Here is an 18,231-nt window from a genome sequence, read left to right as displayed (position 1 = left end):
ATAAATTAAGTGTTTATCGTTGTTGCCGCTTCAGCCAAACCCAGCAACCGCTGAGCGGTAACAATATTAGCGCCAAGCCCGACAACAGGATGAACAGCAAATAAGCACCACCGCCAATACTCGCAATGTGTAACGGATAGATGGTATGTGATATCTGCGCTCCCAGCGCCGTGTCACGCACATCGATAACTTGCGTCACTCGCCCCTGCTCGTCAAAGGTCACATAATTACGTCCGTTGGGGTGCCACTCATGCTGCTGGCGTAAGCGAATACGGGGTTTATCTAAATAAACTAAACGGGCATCGGCCTGCGGTAATGCCTGCTGCGCGAGCTGCAAACGTTGTTGCCAATTGGTGGCGCGAGCACTGGGTATGATGACGGCGGATTCTTGAGTTTGTGGTAATAATGCGATTAACGCGGCACGCACCGGAGTCGAATACACCATCGCCGCCCCACTAAGCAAAACCACTAACATCGGCAGCAAGCACAGCGTGCCGATGCTGCGGTGACTTTGCCACAAAGTCTGTATGCCGCGCCGTGACCACGGCGCGTAAAAACGCACCGCTAGGTAGCGCCAATGCCAGGCATGTTTTGGCCACCAACGAAAAACACCCAAACCAACCAAAATGATGGCTGCTAAGCCGAGTATGCCAAGCAATTCCTGCCCCAACTCAGCCAATAATAAATGGTGATGGAAGTCCACCATAATACTGGTTAAGTCACTTAAAAACGGACGCGTTAATAATAGTTGGCCATTGCCGTCGTAGTAATAATGTGTATTCTCAGCATCGACAATTTCTAACCACGGCCGATCGGCCGTGGGCATATAGGCATAACCATGCTGATGCTGGTCTAGAATAGCGGCAGACTGGGCTCTGGTTACCGCTTGTGACAAACGTAACTGTGGATATTGCCACGCTAGGTAGTCATTTTTAAACAACAGCACACTACCGCTAACGGCCATCAATGACAACCACAGGCTTAGCGTTAGGCCCAACCAGCGATGCCAGCGACCACTGCTTAACCAAGCCCGTTTTTGAGTGCGTATGGCCATCATGCCGCGATTTAACTTACCAATCCTGTTGCCAGGTCAAACTGACACTGCGGCCACGGCCGGTAAACTGTCTGTCGTCGCCACCCACGGTTTGCGAATAATAAGTAAAGTAATATTCGTCCAATAAGTTTTCTACGCCCAAACGCCACTGCCCCCAATCACGGGTTTCGAGTAACAACGATAAGTCCACCGTGTCGTAACCAGAAAAGTTATTGATGGCTGCCGCGCCGTCATAAATATCACGGTCAAAAAGCTTGTTCCATTGCACCCGCGAACTCAACATGGGCATCCATTGCTGACTCCAGTATAAGTTTGCACGTTTTGGCGCAATGTTGCTGCCGCCAAGACGACTATCTACGCGGCCATCGTCGTCGCTATCGTACTTACCATCGGTGTCGGCATAATTAATACCAATTGCAATGTCCGCGTTCAACGCATAATCAGCACTAAATTCGATGCCATCAATGGCTGTTTTTTCGCGCATCACGCTGTAAATACCATCGGCGTCAGCCTCTAATCGTGCACCTAAATCAGAGTCAGACTCAAAGTAACTGAGTGAAAAGCGCAGCGCATTACCACGATATTCGACACCCACCTCTTTGTTGTCGGCTAACACAGGCTGTAAATCTAAAAAACTATTGATACTCAAACCCGGAGTCGAGATACCGCGGAGTACTCGGCCCACATCAGCCATACTAAAACCTTCCGAATAACTGGCATATACACGCCATTGGTCGTTTAACGCGTAAACCACGCCGACATTACTCAATAGTTCGTTAAAGCTCGGTGAGCCGCCCTCGACAAACACACTTCCATACGATGCCAACGTAGTAAAATCATCAACTTTTAGCTTGCCGTATTCATACCGCAAACCACCGCTTAACGTTAATCCGTTGGCCTGATATCGCAACTGCGCATACGGCGCCCAGTTTTCAAACTCACTTTCGGGTACCCACTTACGTCCGGTTAACGCCAGTTCTTGATAGGTGCTATCGCTGAGATAATCCAACCCGGTCGTCAACGACAGCGGTGAGTCGCCCAAATTTTGCCAATCGACGGTAATACGCGATCCGTATTTACGCGAATCATTACGTGATTGGTCGAATACTTCTTCACCGTAGGCTGGGTCTTGATAAGTGGCAAAGGTACCACCGCCATACAGCGCTGAAAAATCCTGAATGAACACCTGCCAGTCTAAATGCGCGCCGAACCATTCCTTATGACTATAGGTTAGGCTTGAGGTGGTAACTTCGTTTTCGGCGGGTTCGCCCGGATATTCGCCTTGGTAAGATAAGGTTGGTTGATGGTTGAGCTTATCACCGCCCTCGGCGTGGTAATCGCCGTGTCCGCTCATATTGAAGTGATTCAGCATAAACGCTAGCTGTTGCTGATCGTCGATACGATAATTGAGCTTACCAAACAAATCGTAGCTCCAAGCATCCATGGTGTCACCCTGCGCAGCATCAATGCCGACTAGCTGACCTTGCCCATCGACATAAACACCGTTATCACGCACTTGGGTGCCCAACACCACATCCCATTTTTTACCGCCATAACGATACAAGTAGCCAGTCTGATAAGAAAAACCCTCGCTGAACTGATCGTCGGGACCGCTGATGCCGGCATTAAATGATTGATTAACGCCCTGTTCGGCCTTTTTGGTGACAATATTAATAATACCACCACTGGCGCCCATACCTTGGATCGCGCTGGCGCCATGAATCACCTCAACCCGTTCGATCATAAAGGGGTCGATGGTGTAAGCCGCGCGTGAGCCGTTGCGTAGTGGGTTAGATTGTGGAATACCATCAATCAAGAACAGCGGGTCGCGGCCGCGTAGAGTTTCGCCGGCGCTGGTTAATTTTTGTCGCGATGGCGAATAAGATGGCACCAGATTACCCAGCACATCAGATAACGAATTTGCCGTACTTAGCTGTTGTCGCAAGGCCTCACCATCGATCACCGACACCGTTGCCGGAATCGCGCTTTGCGGCATATTAGTGCGAGTCGCCGTCACCTGAATCACTTCGGACGGTGCTGCATCATCGGTTTGTGCTAAGACCGACGAGGTAGTAACCACCGTGAACGATAAACCCAACAACGCAGAAGCAAGTGGTGACAAGCGCATGATCGACATAACCCCAACAAAAAGAGATTATGATAATCATTCTCAATACACTGTCAATCGTTAAACACGCTCACCAGCGCCAAACCAACAAAAACCGCATTTCGCTGGACAAGCGCGGCTGATTTTCCTAGAATCCTCGCCTGCTTCACCGCAAGCAACCGCCCGTAGCTCAGCTGGATAGAGCGCAGCCCTCCGGAGGCTGAGGTCATAGGTTCGAATCCTATCGGGCGGGCCATTAAAGGCTTTCAGAGCATTCCCCCTTCAAATGCCATTGTTTTCTGTTCATGAGTTGAAGTCACTTTCAAATCATTGATGGTCTTTAGTACGAAATCGCTCAAAGCTGTCCAAGAATGGCTTGTGACATATACGCGACAAATCTGGACTTCCCATACTTTGCTCGACACCTGCTATGGTTGAGAGTTGCCCAAACAAACTAGAAAATCATTGAGCGAGCCGAATACAATGCCGAGAGGAAGCAACAACTAATCCAAACTGCCACAGTTTTTTTAATCTAGCCAAGCTTGCCCCCTAACGCCGTAGCTCACTCGCATCAACCTGCTGCGCTTGCTGTTTCATATCGTCGATGATTTTGTACGCCACAAAGTCGAAGACGTTTTCGTAAATAGCGCTAACCACGTTTAAGCCCTGATTAGGATCATGGGTCGGTATTAACGGATGAAAGCAAATAACGCGCTCGGTAATGATGCCATCGACCATCTGCAAACCGGCAAAGTCGCCGTTATCATCGCGTCGCGCGAAGACGAATAGGGTACCTTTGCGGGGCGGGCCATCGTCTTCTACCGATTCGGTATGAAACTCAAACTGCTGATGTTTTTCGAGTAACCGCCAAGGCGCAAAATGATGTAAGTCTTGGCTTAAGAACCAACGCAGGGCGTTAGGCCAGTGCGCTTCTATATCGGCTGTTTGCATAACTTCTGCTACCTTAATAATCCATTACTACTTTGGCCCGCGACTACAACTCAAGCTCTACCGGCAAATCGACGATGCCGAGCTTACCCGGATACCATATTTCGATGTGTTCAGGTTGCCCGTAAAAATAATAGGTGTGATAACGCGGCCGACGTTTATTAGGCAAAAACACCGGTTGTTTGTGCCACACCGCCAGATAACCGTGTTCGTCTTTCGCCATCAATTGATAATCTGCCGCCAATGCCGGATCCTTTTTTATCGATTCCGGCTGGGGTACATCAAACACCGTCAAATCGACCGTTAAGCGATTATCGGTAAAACTCAGTCCGGCGGGTAAATCATCGATCGGATATTGCACTTGTTGCATATTGGGCGCACTGACCAACGATATTTTGCCGGTCACACGAGCTGGCGGTCGCGGCCAGAGTTTTGGGTCGAATTCTAAACGAGCCGCCATAAACGGCGCTTCAATACCACCCACCTTTAATGCTGAGGCATAGTGAATATCGGCTTTAGGGTCGGCATAAAAATCTTTAAATGCAGGGTCGACCATCGGTTGTTCTTGTTCGTCCAAAAACAACAGCATCGAGGCGCTGGTTTTTATCACGCGCTGGTGTCGGTGTAGTAGCAAATCGCTGCGCAGTGGCGGATAAAACCACGACACCTGATTGGGATAATCGTCGGCACGCAAAGCACTTTGGTCAAACACCGTAAACAAGTTTAGCTTAACCTGTTTTTGCAGCGCGGTTTCACTTAAATCAGCCTGTTCGGCATTCACACTCAAGCGTTTGTCATAAACCGGTGCAGTCACCTCGACTGCCGTCAATGCTTGCTCAATATCGGCATCTTCTGCCACTTCGTTAACCAGACGCTGCACCGGTAATTGCACCTTTCTCTCGATCACCGGATTGCTGTCGTTATAAACCATTAGGGTCACGCGTGCCGTATCAACATCGCCATTAAACGCGCGCGCTAGATACAAGCGGTTGCCCTGCTGTTGATTAAATTGCCGTTGCAGTGCTTGCAGTTCGGCACGTGCCTCGGCGGCGCTAATATCTTCCGCTAACGCGCGTTGAATTAACTCACGCACAACATCATCGACCACCGGCACTTCAGCCAAGGGCCTGCGCTGGCTGCTGTGCCAAGTTAAATGCAGGCCGAGCTCGTTCTGTGCTTCGGCTAGCACATCATGACTGCGAAAACGTTGCCGAGCATCACCCGTCGGGCTATCAATGTAGATCTCAAAACGGTTATCGCGCCAACTCTGTACAGTCACGGTATAACCTTGTTTAGTCAGGGTTTTACCCTGATCTTGGGCACTAAATTCAAACTCAACGATGGCGTCAGGTATTTGCGCTCTAAAATTGACGCTGACCGACTGTGGCGCTAGCGGCTGCTGGTCACGACTGCTTAAACAGTAAATATCGCCACTTTTGATCACCGAATTATGAGTACGAGCCGGGTTACTTTCGTCAACAAAAGGCACGGCGCTGCCATCGGCTAACGAGGCCTTGTCATAGTGCAACTGATAGCGAAACGGCCATTGAAAACCGCTGTCCAGTTGCAATGCCCGCTTGGAACCATGGGCTGAACAACGTGGTTCAAAATCATTTTGTCGTGCCGTTAAGCTATCGATATAGGCGTTTAACATCGCGTCAGCATCGGCGTAATCTTGTAGCCGATTAAGCTCATTGGAACGGTATTCAATGTTGTAAACTGGGGCATGAAAGGCCATACGTTCTAGGCCTCGATAATAGTTGGCACGCTCTTCTTGCCATAACAACTTGGCTAATTCTTGATCATCCAAAGACTTAAGTTGGTCGTAATACGTGTTGTAACGCTCTTCTCGCTGATCAAACCATCTTAGCATCTCAGCTTGCGTGATCGGTTCTAGCATGAGCTTGTCTTGTTGCGGCATCTTTTCCGGCGTCCTCTCGGCTGTGCGCTCGCCACGCGCTTGCTCGGCAGTGGCAGCAAAGGTCGCGCATAAGAAGATAAAAAAGACAGCCTTTGAAGCGACCTTACTGATGGTCATTAACGAAGTCCTTAAGCCGATGAATCCTCACTATTAATTGGCGAGGTTATCAGCTAGGCTGATAAATTGACACGATGGAGCAGTAAGAAATGGATAATTTACAATGTGTTAACGGAACAATCATGAACATGAAAGGCGCCAGCATTATGATGGCAATAAAACGCTCATTATGTTCAGCCATCGTCGTGCTACTGACCACAGCGACTGCCAATAACGCCATCGCACAAAACACACCACCTCAGGTTAGCAATAGCACGATGCAAGAGCTACAGAACAGCCTAACCGATAGTCATCCAAGCGCTTACTTTGAACTGGCTTCACGGCTCTTTGCGCAAGGTTCAGAGGCGCAAAAACAAGCCGCTGTACGTTGGTTTTATATCGGCCAAATACGCTACCGTGCATACTTGAAAGCCAACCCTGATTTTGAGCCTTCCGCTGATCCAGCACTGTTCAGTTCGCTAATGGAGGTCGTCGGCCGCCCACTGAATGGTTATATTGGTGCCGACGTCGATGCCTGGGTGACTATCATTGACCAAGCCATTACTTGGCACCAGCAGCATCCCGACAATTTTATGGGTAAGCAACAGCACCAAGCCACGTATAACGAGGTCGTCGATGGCTTACAGTCGATGCGCGATGATTTAGCCGCCAGTAAAGCTCAAATCGAGCAGCAACGCGAAGCTAACGGTCTTGAAAACCGGCATATTGAAATTCAATGATGACGATTCATTGACTCCAGGTGTCAATCTTTTTAGCAGGCGTTTTGTTAGACAGGCCAGCTAAGCACTTCATCAAGAAGTTCTTTAACGGCGGCTCTGGACGCGCCCCTAACTACTTCGCGATTGTCATATTCGAGTCCTATACCAATAAAATCAAAGTAGTCGTTTAGGCAAGGCGGGTCAGTATTAATTTTATTGGGTCCCCTGAACAAGGCACCACCACTCATTCCTCTTAATGAATAACCGTTAGACTTGAATCCAGCATGTGTGTAATTCACGTCTTTATTTTCAAACACTCCCGTGATTATCTGGTCAGTTTCAGATTGCATCTCAGCCCCAAGCAATAGGAATTCCGCATTCGTCCACTTTTTTGATCCTTGCTCGCCATCGACAAGATATTTTTGCAGCTGTTCTTTATTAGACTTGGTGCAATGAATTTTTTCTACAGCCTTTTTCTTAGGGAACCCGATCCATCCAAAGCCCCCTTCAACCCATTCGCTGGAAGACTTGACCGCATCCAGGTCAAAGTAATTTTTATATTCAAATGGTGCGCTAGTACGACATGCAACCAAATCACGTTTTCGACATATTTTGTGAGCTATTGAATACTCTGAAATAGCTTTAAACTCACCGTCAGTTGAAAACACACCAATTTTATCTATGTCGTCTGATCGCGGGTCAAGCGCGTGCGCCGCAAAAACGCAGAAACTTTCATTTCTTCGTCTTAAAAAAGTCATGGTAGATGAGAATTCATATCCCCCTCTGCCATCAGCCATATACAAAGGGTAAATGTGGCGCTGCGCCTGTAACTCATAAGACGAAACCCTAAAATTGTTCACTAGCTAATACCTCCTAATACTGCAGGCTCCATAGTATTGGTGTATTCCATTTTGAAAGCTCGGCGCGCCAATGTCGATGACTGGATTTCGCAGACTGGAAGTATTACATATCTCCCCCGCTATTGACTTCTGAGTGCGTTGAGGCTGCACACGATAACCAGCTCGGAAGTCGGTGCCTATGGTATTGATGCGATAAACGCCAGGGTCACTCACTACTATGCACATTAACTGATAAACCCTTCAAGTTGGGAGTGCTGGTCGGATGAAATCCACATACCAAAAACTTATAACATATTATTTACACTAGTTATTGACTAACGACGTATGCCTTGGTAGTTTTCATCGTGCTGTTAATCTTGCAGCTAAATCGTATTTATCAATACAAAAAGGAAAGACATATGAAAACTCAAAATAAAGAAATGTCGTTGGAGCAAAAAGCTACTGAACTAGAAAGTGTGATGAACAGCTTTGAAGTAGAAGAATTAGAAGAGCGTTTGGAGTTCGTTGAAGCTGGTTGGAACGCGGGATCTGGCTGCACATCTGGGTTAGTTTGCTACAACTTCTAACATAGAGAAGCCAGATTGGACTCTAGCAGCCAACCATAGAATCACACGGACGTGATTCCTTAATTAGATTAACCGAAGCGTCGTTAGACTTTAAAAATCCGTGCCAAATTGCATGAGAGCACCATGGATAACAAAATAAAAGAAAGCTACCGATCAGAAATAGAGAATAGCGGCATATTCTCAGATAGTGAAGTCGCCATCTACTGCGACCAAGATGTTTTCAATAAACACAAATTCTATATCCAATTAACTGAAAGTCTTAGCCCTGCATTTTCTGATAAAATTAGTCAGCAAGAATTACTAAATATCTCAGAAATAAGCTATTTCTTTTTAAGGGCCTTGTTAGCATTCGATACAATAATTGACGATGGCGTAACCTCCAACCTGAAGCTGGGAGTTTTCAATTATGAGACGGCGTTAACAAAGTTACAAGCCAATTATCCAAACGATGACAAGCTTTGGAATGCACTTAAAGAAATAAAAAAGAAATACTATAAAGCAACCGAATTGGAAAAAAGGTTCTACTTAGAGGAGCGCTCTTTAGACTTGGATGAATTTGTTTATATCGCTGAAGGAAAATCTATTTTCGTCATATTGATACCACTTATGCTGGGTCAGTCATCTGGAAACCCAAATAATGTAGAAAAATTACAAAAATCGCTGCTGAATTTTCATGTTGGTTTACAAGTACTAGATGATATTGAAGATTTTATTACGGACATCGATAAATCACAAATCACCTACGCAAATAGCTCGACAAAGAAATATTTAAGTAATCTAGGAATAGATAGTGATTCATTAAACGGAAAAATGCTTTATAAATATTTTTTCGCGTCCGGACTTGCTTTGGAACACTTAGATCTGGCAGAACGCCATTTTACTGAGTCGTTACAAGAAGTAGAAAACATGCCTGTTAATAAATTTAAATCACATATTTTTACCTCAGGTATTAACCAAGTAAACTCATTAAGGGAGGAAGTAAAACGATTATTACCCAAAGCAACAACTACAAGCACGGTATAATCGTTAACTTCAGGTAACTCGTGATGATCATAGAAGCGCCTTATGAAACTCATAAAAATTCTGATGGGAAATGGTTTGTTGAAGTCCGCGGCCGGTATTTTCAGGTTACCGACAATGTCATCAACCTGCTGAACTGCTTGAATAATTCTGACAGTTACGAAAGCGCATATGAGCGTTACTGTCAAGATTCCGAACTAAAGCTAAGCTATCAAGACTTTTGCCTATTAAGTGAGAATCAAATCAATAAACTGGGATTCTTAAAAGAAGAAAAAATAAATAAAAATAGCTACTTAACAGTAAGATTTAAAGCGGTATCGCCAAAGTTAGCACTCTACATCGGGAGGCTATTCTCGCCTTTTTTTAATAAAATAGCGTTTTCTGTTTTATTAACATCTGCTTTTACTTTTCAGCTATTAATCGGTATGCCTGCTTTGATCGAGTACGGTATCACGGGATTCAATATTACCGCTTCGTTGCTCATTTTACTTTCATCTGCCTTACTACACGAATTTGGTCATGTGGCAGCTTGTACAAAATTTGGTGTGAAAAGCAAGGGAATCGGATTTGGGTTTTATTTTTTTATACCCGTCGCTTATTCCGATATTTCGGGTATATGGATGCTTAATAAATCTCGAAGACAGATTGTTAATTTCGCCGGCGTTTATATGGAAATGTTATACTCATTAGTTGTCGGCGCAATTGCAATCATGAATAATGATAGTATCTTATTAAGCTTCTCTTGTTTCCTATTTCTATTTTCCATTCGTTCGCTTAACCCTTTTGTTCGAAACGACGGCTATTGGATATTAAGTGACTTAACCAACACACCAAACCTGATGAATGCATCGATGGTTGAATTAAAAAAGACTGTCAATGCTTTGGTAAATAAACCAACGCAGTATCGAATGACTAAAAAATCGTTGGCGCTTAGTTTTTACCCAGTTATAAACATATTAATCATCATTTGTTTATTAATATATCTATACAACAACAAGTCATCTGAAATTATAGATTTCCCGGAAAATTTAATATCCTTTATTATCGATGCTTTCTCAGGTCAGTTTAATCGGTACTTTTTCACTTGGGATAACCTACTGGCGCTTGGGTTTTATGCCTTTATTATTAGATTATTCTTTATTTTTAGAAATTTCGTCAGTAGATACCTTCAAACACCCAAGAAACTCACGAATGAATAGGATTCTTGATGCTTAAATCGAATGAAGATACAAATAGAAATAACGTGGTTCTCGTCGACAATAGCGGAAATTTTATCGGCATTAAAGACAAACTTCAGGCACATATAGACGGCGATTTACATTCGGCTTTTTCGGTTTTTGTGTTTAATAAGAAATCGGAACTATTGTTACAACGCCGCGCCTCGAACAAATATCACTCAGGCGGCTTATGGTCGAATACCTGTTGTAGCCATCCATTTCCCAATGAAAATACCACGGCAGCCGGCAAACGCCGTCTTCAAGAAGAAATGGGATTTCAATGCGAGATCGCAGAAATTCATACAAAAATATATAACGTTCCCTGCAGTAATGGCCTTATAGAAAACGAATATAATAAAGTATTTATCGGTCGCTTTGACGGCACCCCAGAAATAAATGATGAAGAAGTAGAAGACTGGAGATGGATAAGTGTTAATCAATTATTAAAAGACATGAAAACGAGTAGGGACGAGTACACATCTTGGTTTCCCGTTTTATTGGAAGATGTTATAGCGGCATGGAATAACGCCTAAAAAATCAGGAGTGACTACTTAATGTTAAAGCTAATATTGAAAAAAAGTAAATTATTCATATTAATCAGTGCGCTGGCTATGCTTGTATCATGCAGCAATATCCCGCTGACTACGATGATAAGAATGATTAATTTAAATCCGTTAGAGACCAACCCCAGTGAATTTATTGTTGCCGTTAAAACACCCCAAGGTATAGCGGTTCAAGAGGGGGATATCGTAGTAGACTTCAGTTTTAGAACAGATGACCCCAATGTGAGTTTCGCCCATTCCTTTCCAGTCATCGTCGACAATAACTATGCGATTCCTGATGATTTGAAGGAAGACCTATCCGACGATGAGAAAATCACCATTATGAAGTTGTCAGCGCAGGATGCGGTAACTATGTCTCAAGGCCAACAAGCGGTAAAAGCCTATCGCAAGAAGTATGAAAATAAGGGAGCAGGAAGTATGAATGTCCGGCTACTTTCAGCTTGCCGTAATGACGATTTTTCTTGGCAAAATACCGAACTAGATGTTTATTTAAAAACAGACTCTGATGACGATTTTTTCCTGTTTTTGGAAAACATGGACATCAATGAGTTAGATAACGACATTCAACGCCGTGTTAATACCGTTCCAAACTGCGAATAAGAAGATTTAACCGGGAGGGTCCGCTACAGACCCTCTCGGTTAAACGCGCTCACTGAGCAAACTTCACCGGTTCGCCTTTTAACGCAACGCCTGCCATTAAAAACCCTGCCCCACACTGAAACTCGGTGGCACTGGCAAATTCGTTATGTTGGTAATTTGATTTGATGTTGATAACCGCGTCATAACCTTTTTTCTGGGCGTTATCCTGTAATACTTTCAGCGCTGATAAAAGTACCCACTCGCAGGCTTCACGATCCGACTTACCGAAGGCATTGGTTTTCCGGCTGGTGGTGATTTCTCCCATACTTGAGGTCACCGCTGGATGCTCTTCTCCGGCGAAATACAGCGGTACATCAAATAACGCTTCTTTAGCCTTATCTGATGTCATCACATCGGCCAGCGGAAAGGTCAGCACATCGTTTCTGGCTTGCACTGGACTAGCCGCGATTAACGCAGCAATGATGACCAATAAACTTAGTAACGTTTTCATCTTGATTGTCCTTGAAGGTATGGCAAACGCTTATAAAGTAAAACGGCTGAGCTTTCGGCTCAACCGTTTTTAAATACATCAGTCGTAGATTCAAGTGGTTAATTGCTAACAGCGACTACTTAGCGGCCATTTTCGCTTTAAGCTCTGCATCAAGCTGATCCGCTCGTTGAAATGCAGGGCGTTTTGCTAGGCGGTCAGCATAATCTTTAAAAATCGACCGTTCTGGTAGCGTTTTAAATTGTATACCCCAGCTGACATGGCTGCCCACATAAACATCGGCAGCAGTAAACTGCTCACCGCAGATATAAGGCCCATCTGCCAACGCTTGCTCGAGTGCATCAACCGTATCTTCATAACTACCCGAACCGACCATTTGCGGGTTTTCATTCAGATTCCAGCCACAAGCTTTAGCTGTGGTGACCATTTCTAGTGGCCCCGCCGCAAAAAATAACCAACGATAGTAAATACCGCGCTGCGCACTACTTAGCGCCGGCGCTAAGCGCTTGTCGATGAAAGCGTCGGCAAGATACGCACAAATTGCCGCCGTTTCGGTGACCACCAACTTACCGTGAGTGATGGCTGGAACTTTGCCCAGTGGATTGATGGCTAAGTACTCGGCCGTCTTCATCTGTCCTGCGTAATCCAGTGCCACCGTCTCGTAAGGCACGGCTAATTCTTCTAGCATGCGTCGTACAATACAGCCACGCGACTCGGGGTTGGTATAAAACGTTAATGGGAAAGTTTGCATGATAATCTCCTTGTTATTGTTGCTGTCGATGACCCTGCTGACGATAAAACCTATATAGGGCATAATGCGTCCTAAATACATTTTATTTTTTTATGACACGGCGACATGAGCAAACCGACCACCCGGCTACTCACCCTACTCGAACTGCTGCAATCTCATGATCAGCTTAGCGGTAATGCTATCGCCCAGCAGTTGGCTGTGGATAGGCGCACGGTTAGACGCTACGTCAGCCAGCTTGAAGAATTAGGCATACCGATCATGACCGAACAAGGTCGCTACGGCGGTTATAAACTGGTCGCTGGCTTTAAGCTACCACCGATGATGTTTACCGCCGAAGAAACATTGGCGTTGGCGCTCGGCTTGATAGCCACTAAGAGTTTACGCCTGACCGGTGAGTCGGCCGCAATTCATAGCGTGCAAGCTAAGTTAGAACGGGTCATGCCAGCGCCCGTTAAGCAACGGCTACAAACGGTTTCTAGTCGCATTGAAGTGATGGCCAGCGAGGCCATGACTGCGCCCGCAGCAGACGTGTTGTTACCCATGATGGAAGCCATTCAACAACAGCGGCGAGTGCGCATGACCTATCAAGCCGAGCAACAAGCCGCAGTCTCTCGTGAGTTCGACCCGTACGGTATGTTTTTTCAACGTGGTTATTGGTACGTCGGTGGCTTTTGCCGCTTGCGAGGTGCTTTACGAACTTTCCGGCTTGATCGCCTAACACAGCTACAGACACTTAACACCGAGTTCGCGCGCCCGCCCGACTACCATGCCGCGGAGCATTTTCGGCAAAGCTTAACCGCAATGCCCGGTAATACTGCGGTGAGCCTGCTACTACACACCGATTTGGCAACGGCCAGCAAGGTCCTGAGTCAGCATAGTCAATGTACTATCGAGCAGCAGCATGATGCGCTATTACTCAACACTAAGGTCGATTGCTTGCAGTGGTTTGCTTGGTGGTTGGCGCGCTTGCCGTTCGCTTTTACCGTGCTCACGCCAAACGCACTTAAACAAACGCTGCGCCAGCGCGCTAACGAGTTGTTGCGCGCCTGCGGCGATTAGCGAAAAAATTGCAAATAAGCGCTTAACGCCAGCGCTTAAAAATCAATGACGTATTTATGCCGCCAAAGGCAAAGTTATTGCTCATCACGTACTCTGTCGATAACTGTCTGCCCTGCCCCTGGATATAGTCCAACTGCGCACATTCTGGATCGGGATTATCTAAGTTGAGGGTGGGACAAAACCAATCATCCGTCATCATATGAATACTTGCCCACGCCTCAATAGCACCGCAGGCACCCAGTGTATGACCGAGATAGCTTTTTAACGAGCTAATTGTTTGCTGCCCACCAAACACCGCCGCTGTCGCCTGCGATTCGGCAATGTCACCTCGGTCGGTGGCGGTACCGTGGGCATTAACATAACCAACCTGTTGCGGCGTTAATTCAGCATCTTGCAACGCCAATTGCATCGCCTGCTGCATGGTTTCCGCGGTTGGTTGAGTCACATGCGCACCGTCAGAATTAGAGGCAAACCCCACCACTTCAGCGTAAATCGTCGCCCCACGAGCCTGTGCGTGAGATAATTCTTCCAAAATCAGGGTGCCAGCACCCTCGCCAATGACCAAGCCGTCGCGATCGCGATCAAACGGTCGCGGCGTCGCCTGCGGCGAATCGTTGCGGGTACTGGTCGCGTATAGGGTATCGAAAACCACCGCCTCGGATGGGCATAACGACTCGGCACCGCCGGCAATCATCAGCGTTTGCTTACCAAACTTAATCGCTTCGTAGGCATAACCGATGCCTTGCGACGCCGAAGTACAAGCGGAACTGGTGGTGTATACACGCCCTTTAACACCAAAGAACACGCCCACGTTAACCGGGATCGTGTGGCCCATACTTTGAATATAACTGGTCGCGGTAATACCCGACATATCGCCGCTTTCCAGCATCCGACCAAAGCTCACCATTTGCGCGGTGCTGCCGGTTGACGAGCCATAGGCAATGCCACAACGACCATCACTAATAGCCGGGTCGTCGAATAAACCAGCATCACGTAACGCCATTTCGGTGGCCCAAGTCGACATAATGCTCTCACGTCCCATTGAGCGTACCGCTTTGCGGCTGTAATGCGAGGGCCGGACAAAATCGTTGATGGGCGCCGCCAGTTGCGTATTTAAGCCGTCAAAACGTTGCCAATCGGGCATCACTTGCACCGCGTTTTCGCGCGCTTGCAAGCGCTGCTTAAACTGCTGCCAATTATCGCCAAACGCCGATACCACGCCCATACCGGTTACCACCACACGACGCATCAGGCTAGCCCACCGTTGACAGAAAACACTTGCCGAGTGATATACGCGGCTGCGTCATTAAATAAATACGCCACCATACTCGCCACTTCTTGTGGTGTGCCAGCACGCTGCATGGGGATCATCTTCAGTAGTTCGGGTAGTACCAATTCATCGGTCATATCGGTATCAATTAAGCCCGGAGCGACGCAGTTAACCGTGATTTTGCGCTTCGCTAATTCTACCGCTAGCGCTTTAGTGGCGCCGATAATACCGGCTTTTGAGGCGCTATAATTCACTTGACCACGATTACCGGTAATTCCTGAAACTGACGCCAACGTCACAATGCGGCCACCACAGCGTTGTTGAATCATCGGCATCACGGTCGGATGTAAGACGTTATAAAAGCCATCTAGGTTGGTGTGAATAACACCGTCCCAGTCGTCATCGGTCAATGCCGGAAAAGCGCCATCGCGAGTAATACCGGCATTACACACCACGCCATAGTAGGCACCATTAGCTGCAATATCAGCTTCTAGCGCCGCTCGACTGGCATTGCGACCACTGACGTCAAAGCGCAATAAATTCGCCGCTACACCTTTGTTCTGAATCGCTGCCACCACCGCTTCTGCAGCGTTGACATCGTTACGACAGTGCACAGTAATGGCGTAGCCAGCGTCAGCCAACGCCAATGCTATGGCTTTACCAATACCCTTGCTGGAACCGGTGACTAACACCCGCTTACTCATAAACTACCTCGTAAATACTGCTCAAAATTGGGCGGCTGAAACACGTTGACGTTGGCCTCGACTAAACATTGCTGATCAGTCTCAATCTGGCATTGAAATACACTCAAACCGGACGCTTCACGGTGCAACTCGGTGACGTTGATCAGCAGCCGTTGGCCTAAGGCAAACTCGCTAACATGACAAGTGATACGGCGACTGCCTAACAAAAATCCGGCTTTTACTGCTTCGTCACGCTGCCGCGCCAACATACCGGCGTAGGCGGCAATGGTTTGCGCCATATACTCAATACCAATATAACTGGGCACAGCCTGCTGCTGAGCATCGAAGAAAATCTCATCGGCACGAATGATATGCTCACATTGCGCGCTGAGCTCATCAAACTGGCACAAACGATCGACTAATAGCATCGGCTCACGATGTGGAACCAACTGCTTAATGTCGATTAAGTTAAGCTCGAGATGATTATTGTTGATAGTCTGCATGGCGCTATTATCCCAATGACTGCAACATTATTGCAATCGCTGCAGCAGTAAAGCCGTGTTACTACCACCAAAAGCAAACGAATTTGACAGACAGTAACGCAATTGCTGTGCTCGTTGTCCGCGCTTAACTAGCGCAATAGGCGCCAATTCAGGATCATAGTCACCATCGTAGATATGCGGGATCAGTTCCTGCGACGCATTTAGCGGCGATAAGGTTAGCCAACACAGCGCTGCTTCTAATGCACCTGCGGCGCCTAAGGTGTGACCGGTCAACGCTTTGCTGGCGCTCGCTGGCACCTGCGCGGCATCCAATTGTTGCAGTACATGCGACTCCATCTGATCGTTCAGCAGGGTCGCGGTGCCATGCAAATTAATGTAATCCAATTGTTTGGCAGCTAAACCGGCCTGCCGACAAGCAGCCTGAATAGCACTGATGGCGCCTTGCCCTTGCGGATCCGGTGCCGACATATGATGAGCGTCCGACGATGCACCATAACCGGCCAAGGCGATACCCTGCTGGCCACGTTGCATGATAAATAACGCCGCCGCTTCGCCAATGTTAATGCCGTCACGATGCCGACTAAACGGATTACAGCGACTGCTCGACAGCGATTCTAACGCATCAAAACCGTTTAATGTCATCTCGCAAATCGAATCGACACCGCCGACCACCACCGCATCGGCTAAGTCGGCGTCAAGTAACGCCGCCGCGCTGATCATGGCTTTAGCGCTTGATGAACAGGCGGTCGAAATGGCATAAATCGGCCCCCGCAAGCCAGCATGTTCGGCAATACAGTAGGCAGCCGACGACATTTCCTGCATTTGGTAATGGTAATCGTCTGGAAACCGTTGTTGCTGTTGATAAACACGTTGTGCCGCTTCGCCCGCGGCAATACCCGAAGTACTGGTGCCAATAACCACCGCAATACGCTCTGGACGATACTGGTCACGTAACTTTTCGACCTCGGCGGCGAGTTGTTGGTAAGCGCTTAGCGCGAGCCGGTTATTGCGCGTCTGATAATGCACGGCAAGATGCTCGACGCTAGCAAGTTGGTTAATATCGAGTTCGCCAATATAGGTCTCACGACCCGACACCAAACGCCCAGAGGCGTGCTTCAAGCCGCCTTGCTGACCTTTTATTGCCGCTTGCCAAACACTTTGTTGATCATTGCCTAGCGCACAAACAATACCCAGTGCCGATAAAATATTTGCCATGCTCAGTCCAATACTCCCGGCTCCAATTGCTGCCTATCAAGCAGCGTTAACGCTAAACGATAGCCATGTTGATAGTTTTCAATGGTGATTTGCTGCGCCGATGGCATAGCAATATCCAATAACAATTGCTGTTGCTGCCATAGCTGCCTGCCATCAGGCTCCACGGTTAAACGTAAATCGCCCTGTAGGCGCTCTTGCAAAGTCGTCTCTGGCCATAACGCCAACTGCATATCGGCAACGATTTGTCGTGCTAATTGGGGCGACATCGCCTGGATATCACTGCTCACCGATAGCCCCTGAGCATCATAACGTATACGCCATAATTCTTGCCCCAGCGGCGACAAGCCGACGAGTGTCACTCGCTCGGCGGTTAGCAAGGCACTGATCATAAATTGTTGCTGTTTCGTTTGTTGCTGATCTTGCCAGCGAATCTGCGCTTGCTGCCATAGTTGCAATGGCGGCTGTGGCCAACCCGGCTGTAACTGCAAATAACCAGAGCTACCATAAGCTTGTGCGCTATCACCACCCGGCAAACTTTGACAACCAACTAACAGCAGCGCTAACAACAGCAGCAAACACCGACGCTGCATAA

19 protein-coding genes and 1 tRNA gene are annotated in these 18,231 nt (G+C 47.2%); 8 read left to right on the top strand and 12 right to left on the bottom strand.

Annotation, left to right across the window (positions count from 1 at the left end):
* Positions 1 to 13: 13 nt before the first annotated feature.
* The gene (locus A10D4_RS08370) at positions 14 to 1,057 is read right to left on the bottom strand and encodes a PepSY-associated TM helix domain-containing protein (RefSeq protein ID WP_008488937.1); all 1,044 of its coding nucleotides are present in this window, start codon (positions 1,055 to 1,057) and stop codon (positions 14 to 16) included.
* A 13-nt stretch (positions 1,058 to 1,070) separates the two neighbouring features.
* Positions 1,071 to 3,182: a TonB-dependent receptor gene (locus A10D4_RS08365; protein ID WP_008488936.1), complete on the bottom strand. Its 2,112-nt coding sequence runs from the start codon at positions 3,180 to 3,182 to the stop codon at positions 1,071 to 1,073.
* A 158-nt stretch (positions 3,183 to 3,340) separates the two neighbouring features.
* Between A10D4_RS08365 and A10D4_RS08360 the strand changes: the two genes are divergently transcribed.
* Positions 3,341 to 3,417 (top strand) — tRNA-Arg (locus A10D4_RS08360).
* A 293-nt stretch (positions 3,418 to 3,710) separates the two neighbouring features.
* Here A10D4_RS08360 and A10D4_RS08355 read toward each other — a convergent pair.
* Positions 3,711 to 4,112, bottom strand: a complete 402-nt coding sequence (locus A10D4_RS08355; protein WP_008488935.1) for a hypothetical protein — start codon at positions 4,110 to 4,112, stop codon at positions 3,711 to 3,713.
* A 43-nt stretch (positions 4,113 to 4,155) separates the two neighbouring features.
* Complete coding sequence (locus A10D4_RS08350) at positions 4,156 to 6,147, bottom strand: hypothetical protein (RefSeq protein WP_008488933.1); 1,992 nt, start codon at positions 6,145 to 6,147, stop codon at positions 4,156 to 4,158.
* Between the two features lie 122 nt (positions 6,148 to 6,269).
* Between A10D4_RS08350 and A10D4_RS08345 the strand changes: the two genes are divergently transcribed.
* Complete coding sequence (locus tag A10D4_RS08345) at positions 6,270 to 6,866, top strand: hypothetical protein (RefSeq protein WP_156812114.1); 597 nt, start codon at positions 6,270 to 6,272, stop codon at positions 6,864 to 6,866.
* A 47-nt stretch (positions 6,867 to 6,913) separates the two neighbouring features.
* Here A10D4_RS08345 and A10D4_RS08340 read toward each other — a convergent pair whose 3' ends face one another.
* Positions 6,914 to 7,705, bottom strand: a complete 792-nt coding sequence (locus tag A10D4_RS08340; RefSeq protein WP_008488931.1) for a hypothetical protein — start codon at positions 7,703 to 7,705, stop codon at positions 6,914 to 6,916.
* A 398-nt stretch (positions 7,706 to 8,103) separates the two neighbouring features.
* Here A10D4_RS08340 and A10D4_RS08335 point away from each other — a divergent pair, with 398 nt between their 5' ends.
* The 5 genes from A10D4_RS08335 to A10D4_RS08315 all read left to right on the top strand — a co-directional run bounded on the left by A10D4_RS08335 (position 8,104) and on the right by A10D4_RS08315 (position 11,671).
* Positions 8,104 to 8,271, top strand: a complete 168-nt coding sequence (locus A10D4_RS08335) for a hypothetical protein (RefSeq protein ID WP_156812113.1) — start codon at positions 8,104 to 8,106, stop codon at positions 8,269 to 8,271.
* A 123-nt stretch (positions 8,272 to 8,394) separates the two neighbouring features.
* Positions 8,395 to 9,294, top strand: coding sequence for a hypothetical protein (locus A10D4_RS08330; RefSeq protein WP_008488930.1), 900 nt, complete (start codon positions 8,395 to 8,397; stop codon positions 9,292 to 9,294).
* Between the two features lie 23 nt (positions 9,295 to 9,317).
* Positions 9,318 to 10,490: a site-2 protease family protein gene (locus A10D4_RS13665; RefSeq protein ID WP_008488929.1), complete on the top strand. Its 1,173-nt coding sequence runs from the start codon at positions 9,318 to 9,320 to the stop codon at positions 10,488 to 10,490.
* 8 nt (positions 10,491 to 10,498) lie between these two features.
* Positions 10,499 to 11,041 (top strand): isopentenyl-diphosphate Delta-isomerase, encoded by a 543-nt coding sequence (gene idi / locus A10D4_RS08320; RefSeq protein WP_008488928.1) that lies wholly within the window; start codon positions 10,499 to 10,501, stop codon positions 11,039 to 11,041.
* Positions 11,042 to 11,062: 21 nt separating this feature from the next.
* Positions 11,063 to 11,671 (top strand): hypothetical protein, encoded by a 609-nt coding sequence (locus A10D4_RS08315; RefSeq protein ID WP_008488927.1) that lies wholly within the window; start codon positions 11,063 to 11,065, stop codon positions 11,669 to 11,671.
* A 49-nt stretch (positions 11,672 to 11,720) separates the two neighbouring features.
* Here the strand turns inward: A10D4_RS08315 and A10D4_RS08310 are convergent, their stop codons facing one another.
* Positions 11,721 to 12,161 (bottom strand): excinuclease ABC subunit A, encoded by a 441-nt coding sequence (locus A10D4_RS08310; RefSeq protein ID WP_008488925.1) that lies wholly within the window; start codon positions 12,159 to 12,161, stop codon positions 11,721 to 11,723.
* A gap of 115 nt (positions 12,162 to 12,276) precedes the next feature.
* Positions 12,277 to 12,909, bottom strand: a complete 633-nt coding sequence (locus A10D4_RS08305) for a glutathione S-transferase family protein (RefSeq protein WP_008488924.1) — start codon at positions 12,907 to 12,909, stop codon at positions 12,277 to 12,279.
* Positions 12,910 to 13,014: 105 nt separating this feature from the next.
* Between A10D4_RS08305 and A10D4_RS08300 the strand changes: the two genes are divergently transcribed.
* On the top strand, positions 13,015 to 13,968 hold the full coding sequence (locus A10D4_RS08300; protein WP_008488923.1) for a helix-turn-helix transcriptional regulator: 954 nt from the start codon (positions 13,015 to 13,017) through the stop codon (positions 13,966 to 13,968).
* 22 nt (positions 13,969 to 13,990) lie between these two features.
* Here the strand turns inward: A10D4_RS08300 and A10D4_RS08295 are convergent, their stop codons facing one another.
* Genes A10D4_RS08295 through A10D4_RS08275 form a run of 5 tightly spaced genes read right to left on the bottom strand, consistent with a single transcriptional unit; the run spans position 13,991 to position 18,229 of the window.
* Positions 13,991 to 15,217 (bottom strand): beta-ketoacyl-ACP synthase, encoded by a 1,227-nt coding sequence (locus A10D4_RS08295; RefSeq protein WP_008488922.1) that lies wholly within the window; start codon positions 15,215 to 15,217, stop codon positions 13,991 to 13,993.
* Positions 15,217 to 15,942, bottom strand: a complete 726-nt coding sequence (locus tag A10D4_RS08290; RefSeq protein ID WP_008488921.1) for a 3-ketoacyl-ACP reductase FabG2 — start codon at positions 15,940 to 15,942, stop codon at positions 15,217 to 15,219. The genes A10D4_RS08295 and A10D4_RS08290 overlap by 1 nt, the downstream gene beginning before the upstream one ends.
* Complete coding sequence (locus A10D4_RS08285; protein WP_008488920.1) at positions 15,939 to 16,424, bottom strand: hotdog family protein; 486 nt, start codon at positions 16,422 to 16,424, stop codon at positions 15,939 to 15,941. The genes A10D4_RS08290 and A10D4_RS08285 overlap by 4 nt, the downstream gene beginning before the upstream one ends.
* A gap of 27 nt (positions 16,425 to 16,451) precedes the next feature.
* Positions 16,452 to 17,639: a beta-ketoacyl-ACP synthase gene (locus tag A10D4_RS08280; RefSeq protein WP_008488919.1), complete on the bottom strand. Its 1,188-nt coding sequence runs from the start codon at positions 17,637 to 17,639 to the stop codon at positions 16,452 to 16,454.
* 2 nt (positions 17,640 to 17,641) lie between these two features.
* Positions 17,642 to 18,229 (bottom strand): DUF3261 domain-containing protein, encoded by a 588-nt coding sequence (locus tag A10D4_RS08275; protein WP_040502771.1) that lies wholly within the window; start codon positions 18,227 to 18,229, stop codon positions 17,642 to 17,644.
* Positions 18,230 to 18,231: the final 2 nt, after the last annotated feature.

Origin of the sequence: Idiomarina xiamenensis 10-D-4, from assembly GCF_000299895.1 — a bacterium.
GTDB classification, from domain to species: domain Bacteria; phylum Pseudomonadota; class Gammaproteobacteria; order Enterobacterales; family Alteromonadaceae; genus Idiomarina; species Idiomarina xiamenensis.
This window is presented reverse-complemented; position numbering and strand designations above follow the sequence as displayed.